This window comes from Streptomyces tardus, from assembly GCF_018101125.2.
Lineage (GTDB): Bacteria > Actinomycetota > Actinomycetes > Streptomycetales > Streptomycetaceae > Streptomyces > Streptomyces tardus.
On sequence record NZ_JAELVF020000004.1, the window covers coordinates 217,136 to 231,495 of the forward strand.

A 14,360-nucleotide genomic window follows, 5' to 3' on the forward strand; every position below is an offset into this window, starting at 1 on the left:
GGGGTGTGGCCAAGGGTCTGGTGTGAATCAGTTCACAAACTTCCGTTCGGGGGTACTCGCTCGCAGGTGCAACCGTGTCGCCAACTGCCGTGGTGGGGCACGGGGTTGCGTGGAGAACCGGCCAAATGACTTTGGTGTGACCGGGTTTCAACTGCGCGATCCGGCGACTGCGCCGGGCGGCTCCGGTGCGCCGCGCCGCCCGCGCGGGCGGCTCCGCGGCCCGAGCGACGGCCTCGAAGCCGCCCGGTGCAATGGCCGGAACTCGTCTGGCGCTCCCCGGTGAGGCGCACAGCATTCCGGGATCAGGTGCCCAAGTGACCGCACATGCGGTACAAAGGAGTTGTGCCTGCCCGGTGTGCATCCCCCGTCGCACCGGGCAGGTGCTTTGCGTGCCCGGGCGATCGCGCTGCGTCGCGGCCCGGCAGGGCCTCCTGAGGATCCCGCCGCCCGCCCACCGGGACCGGCCACCACTCCTCTCGCATCCCCGGCCACCCTCCGGCGGCTTCCCGGCTTCCCGGCTTCCCGGCTTCGCTGCGGGCGGCAGTCGAACACCCCGCCGCCCGCAGCGCGTCGACCGGATCTCAGCGTTCGCCCGGATCGGCCGTACGCAGCTGATCGCGGGCGATGCGTCGGCCCTCGTACCGCTGGCGCCGACCTCTACAACGAGGTGCGCCGCGACGTATGGGACGACCCCAACTGGGGCTGGGGCAACAACCACGACTGGTTCGCCGCCGCCCAGCGCGCGGGCGACCGCATCCTGACGGAGGCCGACCCCGACCTGCTGATCGTGATCGAGGGCATCAACTGGACGGGCCTGCCGGTCGACGGACTGCCGCACGAGCGGCCCACGCTGGAGCCGGTGCGCGAGCTGTCGCACACCCTCGTCGACTCCGGCAAGCTCGTCTACTCCGCCCACTTCTACGGCTACACCGGGCCACGGCACAGCGGCGCCACGGGCATCGGCGAGACCAGCGACCCCCGTTACCGCGACCTCTCCCCGGCGGAGCTGATCGAGGTCCTGGACCGCCAGGCGTTCTACGTCTCGGGCGAGGAGGGGCAGCACTTCACCGCGCCGGTGTGGATCAGCGAGTTCGGCGTCGGCGGTCGGGAGGACACCGACCCGAAGAACCGCGCCTGGTTCGAGAACTTCGTCGACCACCTCGTGCGCACCGACGCCGACTTCGCCTATTGGCCGATCGTCGGCTGGCACCGCGACGGCCAGGGCAACGGCTGGGGCCTGCTGCACTGGGACGCCGAGGGCGAGCGGATGGGCCTCTACGACGGCGACGACTGGCGGGCCGACGCGTGGACCCGGCTGATCGAGTCCGACAGCCGCACCGGCCCGGTGCCGCAGCCCGCACACTGGTCCCAACTCAGTCCCGACCACGGCGACTTCGTGCAGTCGCGGCGGATGCGCGCGCTGCCGGACTTCGACTCCGGCGCTCGCAAGGCTGTCTGTCCGGACGGAGAGCGGCTCCTCGGGATCAGCCACACCGGCAACCGCGGCCTGTGCGGTGACGCCTCCGGGGAGGGCCTGTGGCAGGCCGACGGCGAGCCGCGGGCCGTCACCGACGAGCGGCACGTCGAGTCGGGCCGCGACTGGGCGCCCGGCTACACCAAACTCCAGTGCCCGCAGGGGCACGCGGCCACCGGCTACGGCGTCCGCGGCGCGCGGATGTCCTCGGTGCTCTGCGCGCCCGCCACTCCCGCGCGGCTCGGTGCGGACGGTCGCACCGTCCGGTTCGACAAGGGCGACGACCGCGGCGAGCGCCCCGGCGGCGGGGACTTCGCCCGAGGACGCCACAAGGGGCAGTGCGCGGCCGACGAGTACCTGGCCGGGATCGCCCACACCAACCGGCTCGGCTCGGCTCGGCCGGCACCCCCGACGCGCTCCTCTGCCGCCGCCTCGGCTGACCGGCCCGTACGCCTCCGGCAGCCAGGGGCGACGGGCCCCCAACGCCCGTACTGCGGGCGGCCGTTGGGGGCGGCAGTTCGCATCACCCGTACGGCGGCTGCCCGCGCGGGCGGGCGTGCGCCTGCGCGGGCCGCGGCTCCCCGCGGTGGTCGCGTCCCGTCGCCCGGGCCGTACTCGCGCCCCCGTCTGCGCGAGTCCCGCGAGGCCCGGAGCGGGCTGGAGCGCCCCGCGCGGGAGGCTCGCGCAGGTGCTCAGCTCATCCGCAGGGCGAGGAAGAAGTCGAGCTTGTCCTCCAGCCGCGAGAGGTCCCGGCCGGTGAGCTGCTCGATCCGCCCGACGCGGTAGCGCAGCGTGTTCACGTGCAGGTGCAGCCGGGAGGCGCAGCGCGTCCAGGAGCCGTCGCACTCCAGGAAGGCCCGAAGGGTCGGCACCAGCTCCGCGCGGTGCTTCTCGTCGTAGTCGCGCAGCGGGTCGAGCAGCCGAGCGGTGAAAGCCCGCCGTACGTCGTCGGGCACGAAGGGCAGCAGCAGCACGTGGGAGGCCAGCTCCTCGTGGCCCGAGGCGCACACCGGGCCGGGGCGCGCCGCCGCGACCCGCCGCGCGTGCCTGGCCTCCTCCAGTGCGCCGCGCAGCCCCTCGGCGGAGGTGACCGCCGCGCTCACGCCGAAGGTGACCCGGCCGTCCTCGCCGAGCCCCCGCGTCAGCGGCCGGCGTACGGCGCCCAGCAACCCGCCCGCGTCCAGCGGCCGGCCCGCGGCGGGAACCGCGCAACCGGCGGCCCCGACGTGCTCGCCGACCGCGACTGCGCTGTCGTTGCGGTGCTCCGGATCGGACAGCAGCGGCACCAGCGCCACCGCCTCCTCGCCGCTGTGCGCCACCGCGATCCGGTCGCCGCCGCCCTGCTCGCCGGCCGCCGGGCCGACCAGCAGCTCCTCCAGCAGCGCCTGTGCCACCGGGCCCGGCGGGAAGTCCGCGCCCTTCCACTCCACGGCGGCCACCACCACCTGCCAGTGCGGCGAGGCGTCGAGCCCCGGCAGCAGTACGGGAGTGGCCACCCGCAGCCGTGCGGCGATCTCGGCGGGTGCGGCGCCGCCCTGGATCAGCTCCAGCACCTCGTGTGCCAGTCGTCGCCGCACGGTGCGGGCGGCGTCCCGCTGGGCCCGTTCCGCGGCGATCAGCTGGGTGACACCGTGCACCAGCTCCATCCGCTCGGCCGGCCAGTCGCCGGCGTCGGCCTCGACGGCCAACAGCCAGTCGGAGAGGAGTGATTCACGCACGTCGGGAGTGCGCGGCGCCGCCTCGGCCGGGGCGCTCACCGGGAAGAGGGAGTACGTGGTGGACGCCGGTGCGCAGCCGGGCTCGGTGGGCGCGGTGACCGTCGTACGGTGCGGCCCGATGCGGCCCGAGCGCATCGCGGCCAAGTGGGCGCCGGCCAGGTCCTGGTGGACCTCGGCCACCGGTTCGCCGGAGACCGCGGCCGGTCCCGCGCCCGCGACCCGGCGTCCGGTGGGCGAGAGCACCCAGGCGCGCAGGTCCAGGTCGGCGGCGAGCAGGTCGAGCACCACCTCGGGGCCGCCGCCCGCGGGCCCGGACGTCATCATCCGCCGGTGCCGGTCCACCACCGCCGCCAGATCGCCCGCCCGCTCGCCGGACACCTGGCGCACGACGTGCTCGGTGATGGTGGCGAAGGCGACCTGCTCGTCCACGGTGAACAGCGGCATGCGGTGCTTCGCGCACGCCGCCACCAAGTCCTCCGGCACGCCGCCCACCTCGGCCTCGCCGGCTGCCAGCCCGGCAACCTGGGCGCCGGCCAGGGTCCGGACGAAAGGTTCGGCGTCGGCTGGGTCGTGCAACCAGGCCAGACCGGTGAGAACCAGCTCGCCACCGGACAGATACCGGCTCGGGTCCCTCAGGTCGGTGGTCATCACGCCACGGACCGAGCGGTCCAGCTCGTCCTCGCCGCCGACCAGTCGCAGGCCCAGGGACTCCGTCTCCAGCAGAGCGCGCAGCCGCATCTTCTCGCTCACCGTTTCTGTTGTGTGGTGCTGTGGCGGCACCGGAGTTTTCCGCCACCCAGAGATTCGTTCGAATCTACAAGACCGGCGGTGCCACCAGCCAACCGCTTCATGCGTTTGGTGACTGCACCCGCTGTCGTCGCCCCTGTCTACTGGGCCCACACAGCAGATGAACGCCGTATGAAGCCGTACGCCTCCCGGCCCACCCGCGCCGGCCGGCACCCGTCCGCGCCGCACCGGCGCATCCACGGGCGGCAGAGAGGAACACAGCGACAGACCGGCCACGCACACCGGCGGCACCGGTGTTCGCCGCGAGTCGCCCGTCAGGTCCGACGGCCCGTACCACCTTGCCCATCCACTCAGTCCCACGTTCTCGGGCCGTCCCCCGCGTCGTGCATCCCAAACCCCGCGTACGCCGTACGTCTCGCGGGCGCCCCTATGAACCTTGGGAGTTCGCACAATGTCTCAGTCGAAGGTAGAGCCGACGTCCTCACCGGAGGACGCGGGCGAGGGCACCCGCCCGCCCGCCGGAAGAGGTTGGCTCGACCGCTACTTCCACATCTCCCAGCGCGGTTCGACGGTCGGGCGGGAGGTGCGCGGCGGAGTCACGACCTTCATGGCGATGGCCTACATCCTGCTGCTCAACCCCCTGCTGCTGAGCGTCGAGGACGTCAACGGCGACACCCTCTCGGCGACCGCCGTGGTCACTGCCACCGCGCTCGCGGCAGGCGTCACCACCCTGCTGATGGGCATCGTCGGCAAGGTGCCGCTGGCGCTCGCGGCCGGGCTCAGCGTCTCCGGCGTGCTGGCGACCCAGGTCGTACCGAGCATGACCTGGCCCCAGGCGATGGGGATGTGCGTCATCTACGGCGTGGTCATCATGCTGCTGGTGATCACCGGTCTGCGCGAGAAGATCATGAACGCGATCCCGATGGGCCTCAAGCACGCCATCACCATCGGCATCGGCCTGTTCGTCGCCATGATCGGGCTGGAGAAGGCCGGCTTCGTCGGCCCGGGCGCCGAGGGCGGCCCGCCGGTCACCCTGGGCGTGGGCAACCAGCTTGTCGGCTGGCCGGTGTTCGCCTTCTGCATCACCCTGCTCGCGATGTTCATGCTGCTGGCCAGGAACATCCCGGGCGCGATCCTCATCGGTATCGGCGTGGGCACGGTCTTCTCCCTCGCGGTCACCCAGATCTACGACCTGAGCGACAAGGACTGGGGACTGGCCTCGCCCGAGATCCCCTCCGCGCTCGTCTCCTCCCCGGACTTCAGCCTCTTCGGCCAGATCGAGTTCGGCGGCTACGCGGCGCTGGGCGCGACCACCGTGACCATGATCGTCTTCACGCTGGTGCTGGCCGGCTTCTTCGACGCGATGGCGACCATCATCGCCGTCGGCCAGGAGGCAAAGCTCGCCGACTCCAAGGGCCGGATGCCGGGGCTGAACAAGGCCCTGCTCATCGACGGCGCCGGCGGTGCGATCGGCGGCGCGACCAGCGCCTCCGGCCAGACCGTCTTCATCGAGTCCGCCAGCGGCGTGGGGGAGGGGGCCAGAACGGGGCTCTCGGCCACCGTTACCGGACTCATCTTCACCGCGATGCTGCTCTTCACCCCGCTCGCGCAGGTGGTGCCCGGGGAGGTCGCCGCCGCCGCGCTGGTCGTCATCGGCGCGATGATGATGCAGAACGCGCGCCACGTGGACTGGCAGGACCGCTCGGTGGCGATCCCGGTCTTCCTCACGGCCGTGCTGATGCCGTTCACCTTCTCCATCGTCAACGGCGTCGCGGCGGGCGTCATCGCCTACACCGCGATCAAGCTCGCCCAGGGCAAATGGCGCGAACCCGGCCTCTTCATGTGGCTGCTGACCGCGCTCTTCATCTTCAACTTCGCCTTCAACGACGTCGGCCACTGACGCCCTGCCCGGCCCCCGTGCGCACACCGCGCGGGGGCCGGGCGACCGATCCGATCGCGTCCGCGCGGACGGGGCCGCTCGCCGCGGCCGGCCGTCCGTGTTTTCGTGCATCCGGCAGGCGGGTCCGGTCCGGCTCGGCGAGCCCGCCCCGTACGCCCTCGGGCTCGGCCGGGGGAACGCCCCCGGGGGGCCGGGTGAGGCGCCCCGGGTGGGAGCCCAGGAGGGGCGGCGCGCGAGGGCTACTTGCGGACGAGGCTCCACGCGTCGTCCGCAGCCGCAGCGCCGTCGCCGAAGGCGGTCCACGCGGCACTGTCGATCTTCAAGGTGTCGTGGAGCCAGGCGGAGGTCGCGTCGGCGACGAGGGCAACGCGGGCCGGGTTCTCGTCGGTGGTCTCGGCGACCGCCTCGCCGGCGAGACCGCCCAGCGTGTGCTCGCCCTCGGTGAGAGTGAGCAGGCTCTTCGGGGACGGGCTGAGGTGGTAGGCGTCGGTGAACCAGTCCGGCCCGCGGGTGGAGAGCCGGGACTGGTCCCGGCCACCCGCGACGACCAGAGCAGGGGCGGTCATGCCGGAGTAGTCCGGCCTCATGAACGGGAGGTGTTCGGCTGCGAACGGGGTGAGCGTGTCGCCGGTTCCGGTCGCGGCGATCAGCACGCCCGCAGATGCCGAGGGGTGGGAGAAGTCCTCTCCGGGGACGCCGTCGGCGTCGAACACGCGCGCGCCGAGGATCGCGCCGGCGGTCTGCGCGCCCCAGGAGTGGCCGACGACTGCTATGCGCTCGTGGTCGACGCGGGCATCCGTGCCGACTGTCTGGAGGAGGATGTCGTCCAGACGGTCGAGGACCGCGTGCAGGTCGGCGATCCGAACCCGCCAGACGGTGGCGAAGCGCGGATCCTCCCACCCGATGCCGTTGCGGCGGGAGTCCAGGTGGGTGGGCTGCACGACGATGAATCCCGCCGCCGCCCATCGGTCGACGAGGGGCGCGTACCCGTCCAGGGACCAGGCGTTGCCGTGGCTGAAGACGATGACGGGCAGGTCCCGGTCGGAAACCGGAGCCGTGACCTTCACCTGGAGGTCGAGGCTTCGGCCCGGCGCGGGGACAGTGAGGGGCTTGACCGCGACGATCCGCGGGTCGGGGCGGGTGGAGAGCATGAGAGGCCTGCGCTTTCCGCGTGAAAGCGCTCTGCCATACTTTGGCGGAGCGTCGTTCCGTCAAAATAGCGGAACATTGTTCCGCAAGCAAAGGGAGGTCTCCGTGCCCGAAGGGACCGGAGTGCGTCGAGCACAGGCACAGCGCACCCGCAACGGTGTGCTGGCGGCTGCCTCGGCAGCCTTCGTGGACCAGGGTGTCCAGGCCCCGATCCGGGACATCGCCGAACGCGCGGGTGTCGGCGTCGGCACGATCTACCGGCACTTCCCGACACGGGCGGACCTGGTCACCGCCGTCTACCGGCACCAGATCGACACCTGCGCCGCGCTCGCCCCCCGGCTCCTGGAGGAGTCGGCCTCCCCCTTCTCCGCCCTGTCGCAGTGGTCGAACGCGTTCGTTGACTTTCTGGTGACCAAACACGGCCTCGGCGCCGCGCTGGGTTCGGGCGACCCCGGGCTGGAAAACCTCCACGCCCTCATGCTCGACACCCTGGTTCCGGCCTGTGCGACGCTGCTCGACGCCTGTGTCGCCGCCGACGAGGTCGACCCGGAGATCACCGCCTACACGCTCATGCGCGCCATCGGGAACCTCTGCATCACCGGTCCCGACTACGACCGGGTCGACGCCGGGCGCATGGTCGCCGTCCTCCTCGCCGGCTGCCGTCGCTAGGCCCGTCGGCCGGGTTCTGGCGGATCGGGGAGCGGTGTCCGGCGCGGTCAGCCGCAGGGCGAGGAAAGAGTTGCGCGGAGCGGCGGCGAGTGCCGACGACGCGGCTGATGCGCGGGCAAGGCGTCGCGAGCCCGGTGAAGATCCGGACGACAGTCCTGGGCGCCGGCCGGGACCGGCGCGAGCCGTTCTGGCCCGGCGTTCCGTCCGAGCGTACGGCTGCCGGACGTCCGGCTCCGCGCCCGGCGAGTGTGCCGTCGAACGGGTGCCGGGAGGGCTGACCGTGCGCCGCCGCGCCTGCTCGCCCGCTCGCCTCCCCCGCAACCGCGGTTGCGGGGGAGGCTGTTGGCGCCGGCGGCGGGCCCGCGGTGCGGGCCGCGGTCTCCCGGCGCCGTCGCCGACGGGGCCGGTCGTCCGGCGTCTGCGTACCGGGGTGCGGCGCGCGGCCTACAGCGCGCTGCGGGAGCCGGTGTCCACGGGCTCGGTCGCCGCGTCTCCGCGGGAGGCGGCGGAACGCACCTGGTCGGCGGTGAGCGCGTACCCGGTCTCCGGGTTGCTCACCGATCTGGCGAAGATCACGCCGTACACCTTGCCGCCCGGAGTCAGCAGCGGGCCGCCCGAGTTGCCCGGTCGCACGTTGCCGCGCAGCGGGTGGATGTCCCTGGTGACGACGCTGGAGCCGTAGATGTCCTGGCCGCGCGCCTGGGTGCGGCCGGCGACGGTGGCCGCGCGCAGGTCCAGCCCGCCGTTCTCCGGGTACCCGGCGACCACGGCGCCATCGCCGCGGCTCGCGTCGTCGGCGAACCGCAGTACAGGGGCGCTCAGCTCGGGCACCCGCAGCACCGCCACGTCGACGTCGGCGTCGAAGTGGACGACCTGTGCCTCGTACCGGCGGCCGACGCCGCCGATCTGCACGGTCGGATCACTGACCCCGGCGACCACGTGGGCGTTGGTCATCACGCGCTTGTCCGCGTAGACGAACCCGCTGCCCTCCTGGCCCTGCCGGCGGCCGTCGACCTCGGCGACGCCCTCGACCTTCACGGTGCTGCGCTGCGCCGCGGTGCGCGCCGCGGCGGTGACGTTGTCGCCCGAGGGCTTGGGCACCTCGGCGACCGACTCGCGCTCGAAGGGGTTGAAGACCTGGGGGAAACCGGCCGTGGCGAGTGCGCCGGTCGCGCGGCTGAACCAGGTGGGCGCCTGCTCGGGCAGTCGGTCGTCCACGGCGCCGAGCACCGAGGAACCGCGGATCGCCTGGTTCAGCTCGGGGGCGGGGGAGGAGACCAGCGCGCTCGCAGCCACCCAGGCGACGATCAGGGCTGCCAGCGCGTTCGCCAGCGCACCGCCGACGCCGTCGAGCCAGCGCGCGGGGGCGACCCAGTGCAGGGACTCCCGGAGCTTCCAGCCCAGGCGGGCGGCCAACCCCTGGCCGAGCGCGGCGGGCACCAGGACCGTGGCGAGCGCGACGACGAGCGCCAAACCGGTGCCCCGCTCCACGAGTTCGAGGGTGTGGGGCAGCAGCCAGACACCGATCACCACGCCGCCGACGAAGCCCGCCAACGACACGGCGCCCGCGACCAGCCCCCGGCGGTAGCCGGAGACGGCGGAGGCCAAGACGGCCAGCAGCAGTACGACGTCGAGCAGATTCAACCCGGGGCCCTTCCTCGGCTGGTGCGCCCGCCCGGCCCGGACGATCCGGGTCCGCGCATCGAGCGGGACCGGGGCGGAACGGCGGAAAATCCGCCGCCGACGCCCGAAGGGCCCGCGCGTGGGCGCTGCTTGTGTAGAACGTGACCGGGATCCGTGCGGTTCCCACCCGTGGGTGGGCTCATACGCCCCGATCGGTACGGGACGCGCGGCGCCCGCGAGACCTGCGGGCGTCGCGGCCGGGTGCCGGATCCCGACGGCCGACCGTACGCGACGTGACCTCGGCCTGCACCGCCCGCCCCCGCCGCCCCCGCGCCAGGACGCACACCGCACCCGGATCGGGCCGCACGCCGCCCCGCACGGTGATGCACGCCGCCACACGTCGATGTGCACGTCGTGCCGTCGCGTCCCGCTCGGCACGGTGCCGCAACCGCCGCACCCCGACACCCCGCAACCGCCGGGGCGCCGGACGGCGGCAACGAGCGGGAGGGCAGGGGGTGGTGGACACCGGCCAATCCGATAAGGGTATGTTTACTTAGGCTTGCCTAAGGTCGGTTGGTGTTCGCGCCGTTTCCGGCCGGTGTGCGTGCTCGACGACTCACCGCCGTGCCCGTCCCGGTGCCCGCGGCACCACTCGATCCGATGAACATCCACCGCCCAGAGCGGTCCACGACTCCACGAGGTCACCATGCTCACCTGGTTCTCCGGCGCGCGCCGCGGATCGCTTCTCGCTGTCACAGCAGCGTCCGCCCTCCTGCTCAGCGCCTGCTCCTCGGCCGATGACGACGACAAGGGCGGTTCGAGCGTGAGTAACGGCTCGTTCCCGGTCTCGATCAAGAGCGCGCTCGGCACCGCGAAGATCGAGGAGCAACCCGAGCGCGTGGTCACACTGGGCCAGGGCTCGGCCGAGACGGCGATCGCACTCGGCCACACCCCGGTCGGCGTCGAGGAGTACCCGTGGGGCAGCGACAAGAGCGGTTATCTGCCGTGGATCCACGAGGCCGTCACCGAGAAGGGCGACGAACTGCCCAAGCAGTTCAAGGGCGGTGAGGACATCGACATGGACGCCATCCTCGAACTCGAACCGGACGTGATCCTCGCGCCCTGGTCCGGCATCACCCAGGACCAGTACGACCTGCTCTCCGATCTCGCCCCGACCGTCGCGTATCCGGGCCTGCCCTGGAGCACCAACTGGGACGAGCAGATCGAGCTGATCTCCAAGGCGCTCGGCAAGCCCGAGAAGGCCGAGAAGCTGGTCGACACCATCGAGGGCCGGCTCGCGGACGCGGCGAAGAAGCGTCCGGAGTACGAGGACGTCAGCTTCTCGTACGTCTACACCAACGGCCCCGGCAGCCTGGGAGTGTTCCAGGAGGAGGAGCAGCGGGTGGAGATGGTCTCCTCGCTGGGCCTGAAGGTCGACCCCGTGGTCAACACCTTCAAGGAGACCAAGGGCACCGACTCGGCCCTCATCGGTCTGGAGAACGCCGAGAAGCTCAACAAGAGCGACCTCGTCTTCACCTTCTACAGCGACAAGAAGTCGCGCAGGGAGGTGGAGGCGCAGAAGCTGTACGCCGCCATCCCCGCGGTCGAGCGCGGCACGGTCGTCGCCAGCGAGAACAACGCTTTCGTCACCGCCTCCTCGATCATCAACCCGCTGACCGTCCCCTGGGTCGTCGACCGCTATCTGCCGCTGATCGACAAGGCCGTCGAGAAGCTCGACAAGTCCGGCGACGGCGAGAGCGGCGGCAAGGACTGACCCTCGGGCGCCGGCCGGAGCGGTCAACTGCCGTACGGCCCGCGCCGGTTCGGTCCGGAGCCGGCAACAGCCCGGGTCGAACCGGCCGGCCCCGCCCGCCGCGTGAGGCAGCCCCGTCGCTCGCCGCGGGGCCGGGGCACACCGCCGGGCGCGAGCCCGCAGAAGAGAAGACGAAGGTACGTCGTACTCCCCATGACCACCCTCACCAAGGCGCCCGCCGGAACCGGCGACCGCTGCACCCGTCGCGGTGCCGGCGTCGTCCGGAACCTCCTGCTGCTCTCGGCCGGACTCGTGCTGCTGGTGCTCGTGATACTCGCGAGCGTGATGTTCGGCAGCCGGGCCACCAGCGTCGCGGAGGTGCTGGACGTGCTGTCCGGGTCCGCCGACCCGTACGTCGCGACCGTCGTCGAGAGCCGCTACCCGCGCACCGTCCTCGGTGTGCTCGCCGGGCTCTGCCTGGCGGTCGCGGGCGCCCTGATGCAGGGAGTCTCGCGCAATCCGCTCGCCGAGCCCGGACTGCTCGGCATCAACACCGGCGCCGCGGCCGGAGTGGTCACCGCAACCGCGTTCCTCGGCGCGACCAGTGCCACCGAGGCCGTGTGGTGGGCCCTGCCCGGCGCCCTGCTCGCCGGACTGCTGGTCCACCTCATCGGGTCCGCCGGCGGCGGTACGAGCCTGGTGCGGCTGGTGCTGGCCGGCGCGGTACTCAGCGCGGTGCTGACGGCCTTCATCCAGGCCGTCACCCTCAGCAGACCGCAGGTATTCGACAGCTACCGGTACTGGGTCGTCGGCGCACTCGGCGGACGCGACTTCGACGTCTTCACGGCGGTGCTGCCCTTCGCGCTGGCGGGCCTCGCGGTCGCCGCCCTCCTCGCCTCCGGTCTCAACGCGCTGGCGCTCGGTGACGAGTCGGCCACCTCCCTCGGGGCCAACCCGGCGCTGCTGCGGGGCGGCGGGCTGCTCGCGGCGACGCTCCTGGCCGCCGCCGCGACCGCCGCGGTCGGGCCGATCGCCTTCGTGGGACTGGCGGTTCCGCACGTCGTACGGGCCCTGGTCGGCGTCGACTTCCGGCTCCAGTTCGCCTTCTGCGCGATCGCCGGCCCGATCCTGCTGCTGCTCGCGGACATCGTCGGCCGCGTACTGCTGCGCCCGCAGGAGCTGATGGTCGGAGTGGTCACCGCCTTCCTCGGCGCGCCCGCGCTGCTGCTCGCCGTACGCCGCATGAAGGGAGCCTCGTGAACGCCGGCCCCGGAGGGGACGCCCTCCCGCCGATCCGCCCGCCCGCGACGGAGGCCGCCGCCAGGAGTCGGACCGCGCCGCCCGCGGGGGTGGTCGCCTTCGGCTCGGGGTTCGCGCTGCCGGTCCGCCGCGCCGCGGTGCTGACGGCTGTCGGTGTTCTGCTGCTGACGGTCGCGGCCTCCTTCGCCACCTTCACCATGGGCCGGGTCGGTATCGCCCCGGCGGATCTCCCGGCCGCACTGACCGGTGGCGCGAGCGGGGCCGACGCCTTCGTGGTGGAGCGGTTGCGCGGACCCAGGCTGGTGGTGGCGCTCGCGACGGGTGCCGCGCTCGGCCTGTCCGGCGCGCTCTTCCAGTCCGTCACCCGCAATCCGCTGGGCAGCCCCGACGTCATCGGCCTGGCCGCCGGAGCGGGCGCCGGAGCGGCGGCTGTCGCGCTGCTGCTGCCGGGGCAAGTCCCGGTCTCGCTGGGGGCGTTGGGCGGCGCGCTGGCCGCGATGGCTTTGGTGTACGTCTCCACCGGCACCGGCTTCCGCAATCCGGCCCGTCTGGTGGTCGCGGGAATCGGGGTCGCCGCGATGTCCACCGCTCTGACCCAGTACGTCGTCTATGCGGTCGAGCGCGACAAGGCGGCGGCGCTGACCTCCTACGTCAACGGCTCACTGGCCGCGAAGGACTGGAGCGACGCCACCGTCATCTGGGCCGTCCTGCTCCTGGCCGCGCCGCTGACCGCGCTGATCGCCCGGCAGCTGGAGATCGGCGAGATGGGCGATGAACTGGCGGGCGGGCTCGGCGCCGACCCCGCCCGTACGAAGACCTGGGCCGTGCTGCTCGCCGTGGCGCTCTCCGCGGGCGCGGTGACCGTGGCGGGGCCGATCGCCTTCATCGCGCTGACCGCGCCGCAGATCGCCAAGCGGCTCAGCCGCGGCACCGGACCGCACCTCTTCCTGGCCGCCCTCGTCGGGGCTCTGCTGCTGGTGCTGGCCGACCTGTGCGCCCAGCAGCTGCCGCTGTTCGACAACCTGCCAGTGGGCATCTACACCATGGCGGTCGGCGGCTCCTACCTCGGCTATCTGCTGACCCGCGAATGGCGAAAGGGAATCCTGTGACCGCCGACCAGCCGCCCCCGGCCGACCGCCGCACCGCCACGGACCTCCGCGCACCCTCCCGCGAACCGGCACCCTCCCGCGAACCCGCCGGTCGGGCGCGGGGGTTGAGCGCTCACGGCGTCACGCTCTCCTACGGCGGCCAACCCGTCGTGCGCGACGTCAGCCTCGACATCCCGCACGGCAGCCTGACCGCGGTGATCGGCCCCAACGGCTGCGGAAAGTCCACGCTGCTCAAGGCGTTCGCCCGGCTGCTGAAGCCGGACAGCGGCAGCGTCAGCCTGCACGGCACCGATCTGCACTCCTACCGGAGCAAGGAGGCCGCCCGGCACCTGGCGCTGCTGCCGCAGAGCCCGATCGCCCCCGAGGGCATCACCGTGCGAGGCCTGGTCAGCCGTGGCCGCTTTCCGCACCACACCCTGTTCAGGCAGTGGTCGCCGGACGACGAGTCGGCCATCGCCTTCGCGCTGGAGCGCACCGATCTGACGGGCATCGCCGACCTCCAGGTCGGCGAGCTCTCCGGTGGGCAGCGCCAGCGGGCCTGGATCGCCATGGTCCTCGCCCAGCAGACCGATCTGCTGCTGCTCGACGAGCCCACCACCTTTCTGGACATCGCCCATCAGTACGAAGTCCTGGAGCTGTGTGCCGAGTTGAACCGCGAGGGCGCCACGGTCGTGGCCGTGCTGCACGATCTGAACCAGGCCGCGAGATTCGCCGACCACCTGGTGGTGATGCGCGCCGGTACGGTGCACGCGCAGGGCCCGCCGGGGGAGGTGCTCACCTCGGAGCTGGTCGAGGAGGTCTTCGGCCTGCCCTGCGACATCGTTCCCGATCCGCGCGCCGGAACCCCGATGGTGGTCCCGCACGCCAAAGCCCGCACGGCGCTGGGCCCGCCGGGTGGCGGCGGCGGCCGGGGCGAGCCCGGACCCGGCACCGTTCGCGAGTCCGCCGAGCCGTAGGG

At 72.8% G+C, this 14,360-nt stretch carries 9 protein-coding genes and 1 pseudogene; 7 read left to right on the plus strand and 3 right to left on the minus strand.

The window, feature by feature from the left end; genetic code table 11:
• Nucleotides 1-637 precede the first annotated feature (637 nt).
• Nucleotides 638-1,914 (plus strand): annotated as a pseudogene (locus JGS22_RS26585) (glycoside hydrolase family 5 protein); the annotation flags it as partial.
• 252 nt (nt 1,915-2,166) lie between these two features.
• On the opposite strand, the gene JGS22_RS23475 reads toward JGS22_RS26585, so the two are convergent.
• Nucleotides 2,167-3,930, minus strand: a complete 1,764-nt coding sequence (locus tag JGS22_RS23475) for a PucR family transcriptional regulator (protein WP_211038462.1) — start codon at nt 3,928-3,930, stop codon at nt 2,167-2,169.
• A 460-nt stretch (nt 3,931-4,390) separates the two neighbouring features.
• Between JGS22_RS23475 and JGS22_RS23480 the strand changes: the two genes are divergently transcribed.
• On the plus strand, nt 4,391-5,839 hold the full coding sequence (locus JGS22_RS23480) for an NCS2 family permease (protein ID WP_211038408.1): 1,449 nt from the start codon (nt 4,391-4,393) through the stop codon (nt 5,837-5,839).
• A gap of 239 nt (nt 5,840-6,078) precedes the next feature.
• Here the strand turns inward: JGS22_RS23480 and JGS22_RS23485 are convergent, their stop codons facing one another.
• Nucleotides 6,079-6,990 (minus strand): alpha/beta hydrolase family protein, encoded by a 912-nt coding sequence (locus tag JGS22_RS23485; protein ID WP_211038409.1) that lies wholly within the window; start codon nt 6,988-6,990, stop codon nt 6,079-6,081.
• Between the two features lie 103 nt (nt 6,991-7,093).
• On the opposite strand from JGS22_RS23485, the gene JGS22_RS23490 reads away from it, so the two are divergent.
• Nucleotides 7,094-7,657, plus strand: a complete 564-nt coding sequence (locus JGS22_RS23490; protein ID WP_211038411.1) for a TetR/AcrR family transcriptional regulator — start codon at nt 7,094-7,096, stop codon at nt 7,655-7,657.
• 444 nt (nt 7,658-8,101) lie between these two features.
• Here the strand turns inward: JGS22_RS23490 and JGS22_RS23495 are convergent, their stop codons facing one another.
• Entirely contained in the window at nt 8,102-9,301 is a 1,200-nt protein-coding gene (locus JGS22_RS23495) for a MarP family serine protease (protein ID WP_211038413.1), read from the minus strand.
• Nucleotides 9,302-9,986: 685 nt separating this feature from the next.
• On the opposite strand from JGS22_RS23495, the gene JGS22_RS23500 reads away from it, so the two are divergent.
• From JGS22_RS23500 to JGS22_RS23515, 4 genes are all read left to right on the plus strand, one after another.
• Entirely contained in the window at nt 9,987-11,054 is a 1,068-nt protein-coding gene (locus JGS22_RS23500) for an iron-siderophore ABC transporter substrate-binding protein (protein ID WP_211038415.1), read from the plus strand.
• Nucleotides 11,055-11,246: 192 nt separating this feature from the next.
• Complete coding sequence (locus JGS22_RS23505) at nt 11,247-12,293, plus strand: FecCD family ABC transporter permease (RefSeq protein WP_211038416.1); 1,047 nt, start codon at nt 11,247-11,249, stop codon at nt 12,291-12,293.
• Between the two features lie 89 nt (nt 12,294-12,382).
• Nucleotides 12,383-13,402, plus strand: a complete 1,020-nt coding sequence (locus tag JGS22_RS23510; RefSeq protein WP_308405895.1) for a FecCD family ABC transporter permease — start codon at nt 12,383-12,385, stop codon at nt 13,400-13,402.
• Nucleotides 13,399-14,358 carry an ABC transporter ATP-binding protein gene (locus JGS22_RS23515; RefSeq protein WP_372454350.1) on the plus strand — a complete coding sequence of 320 codons (960 nt, stop codon included), beginning with the start codon at nt 13,399-13,401 and terminating at the stop codon, nt 14,356-14,358. The genes JGS22_RS23510 and JGS22_RS23515 overlap by 4 nt, the downstream gene beginning before the upstream one ends.
• Nucleotides 14,359-14,360 lie beyond the last annotated feature (2 nt).

Excerpts from the sequence above, each read along its gene's own strand:
- JGS22_RS23505 (WP_211038416.1), top strand. The coding sequence starts at position 11,247 with ATGACCACCCTCACCAAGGCGCCCGCCGGAACCGGCGACCGCTGCACC.
- JGS22_RS23475 (WP_211038462.1), bottom strand. The coding sequence starts at position 3,930 with ATGCGGCTGCGCGCTCTGCTGGAGACGGAGTCCCTGGGCCTGCGACTG.
- JGS22_RS23500 (WP_211038415.1), top strand. The coding sequence starts at position 9,987 with ATGCTCACCTGGTTCTCCGGCGCGCGCCGCGGATCGCTTCTCGCTGTC.
- JGS22_RS23485 (WP_211038409.1), bottom strand. The coding sequence starts at position 6,990 with ATGCTCTCCACCCGCCCCGACCCGCGGATCGTCGCGGTCAAGCCCCTC.
- JGS22_RS23480 (WP_211038408.1), top strand. The coding sequence starts at position 4,391 with ATGTCTCAGTCGAAGGTAGAGCCGACGTCCTCACCGGAGGACGCGGGC.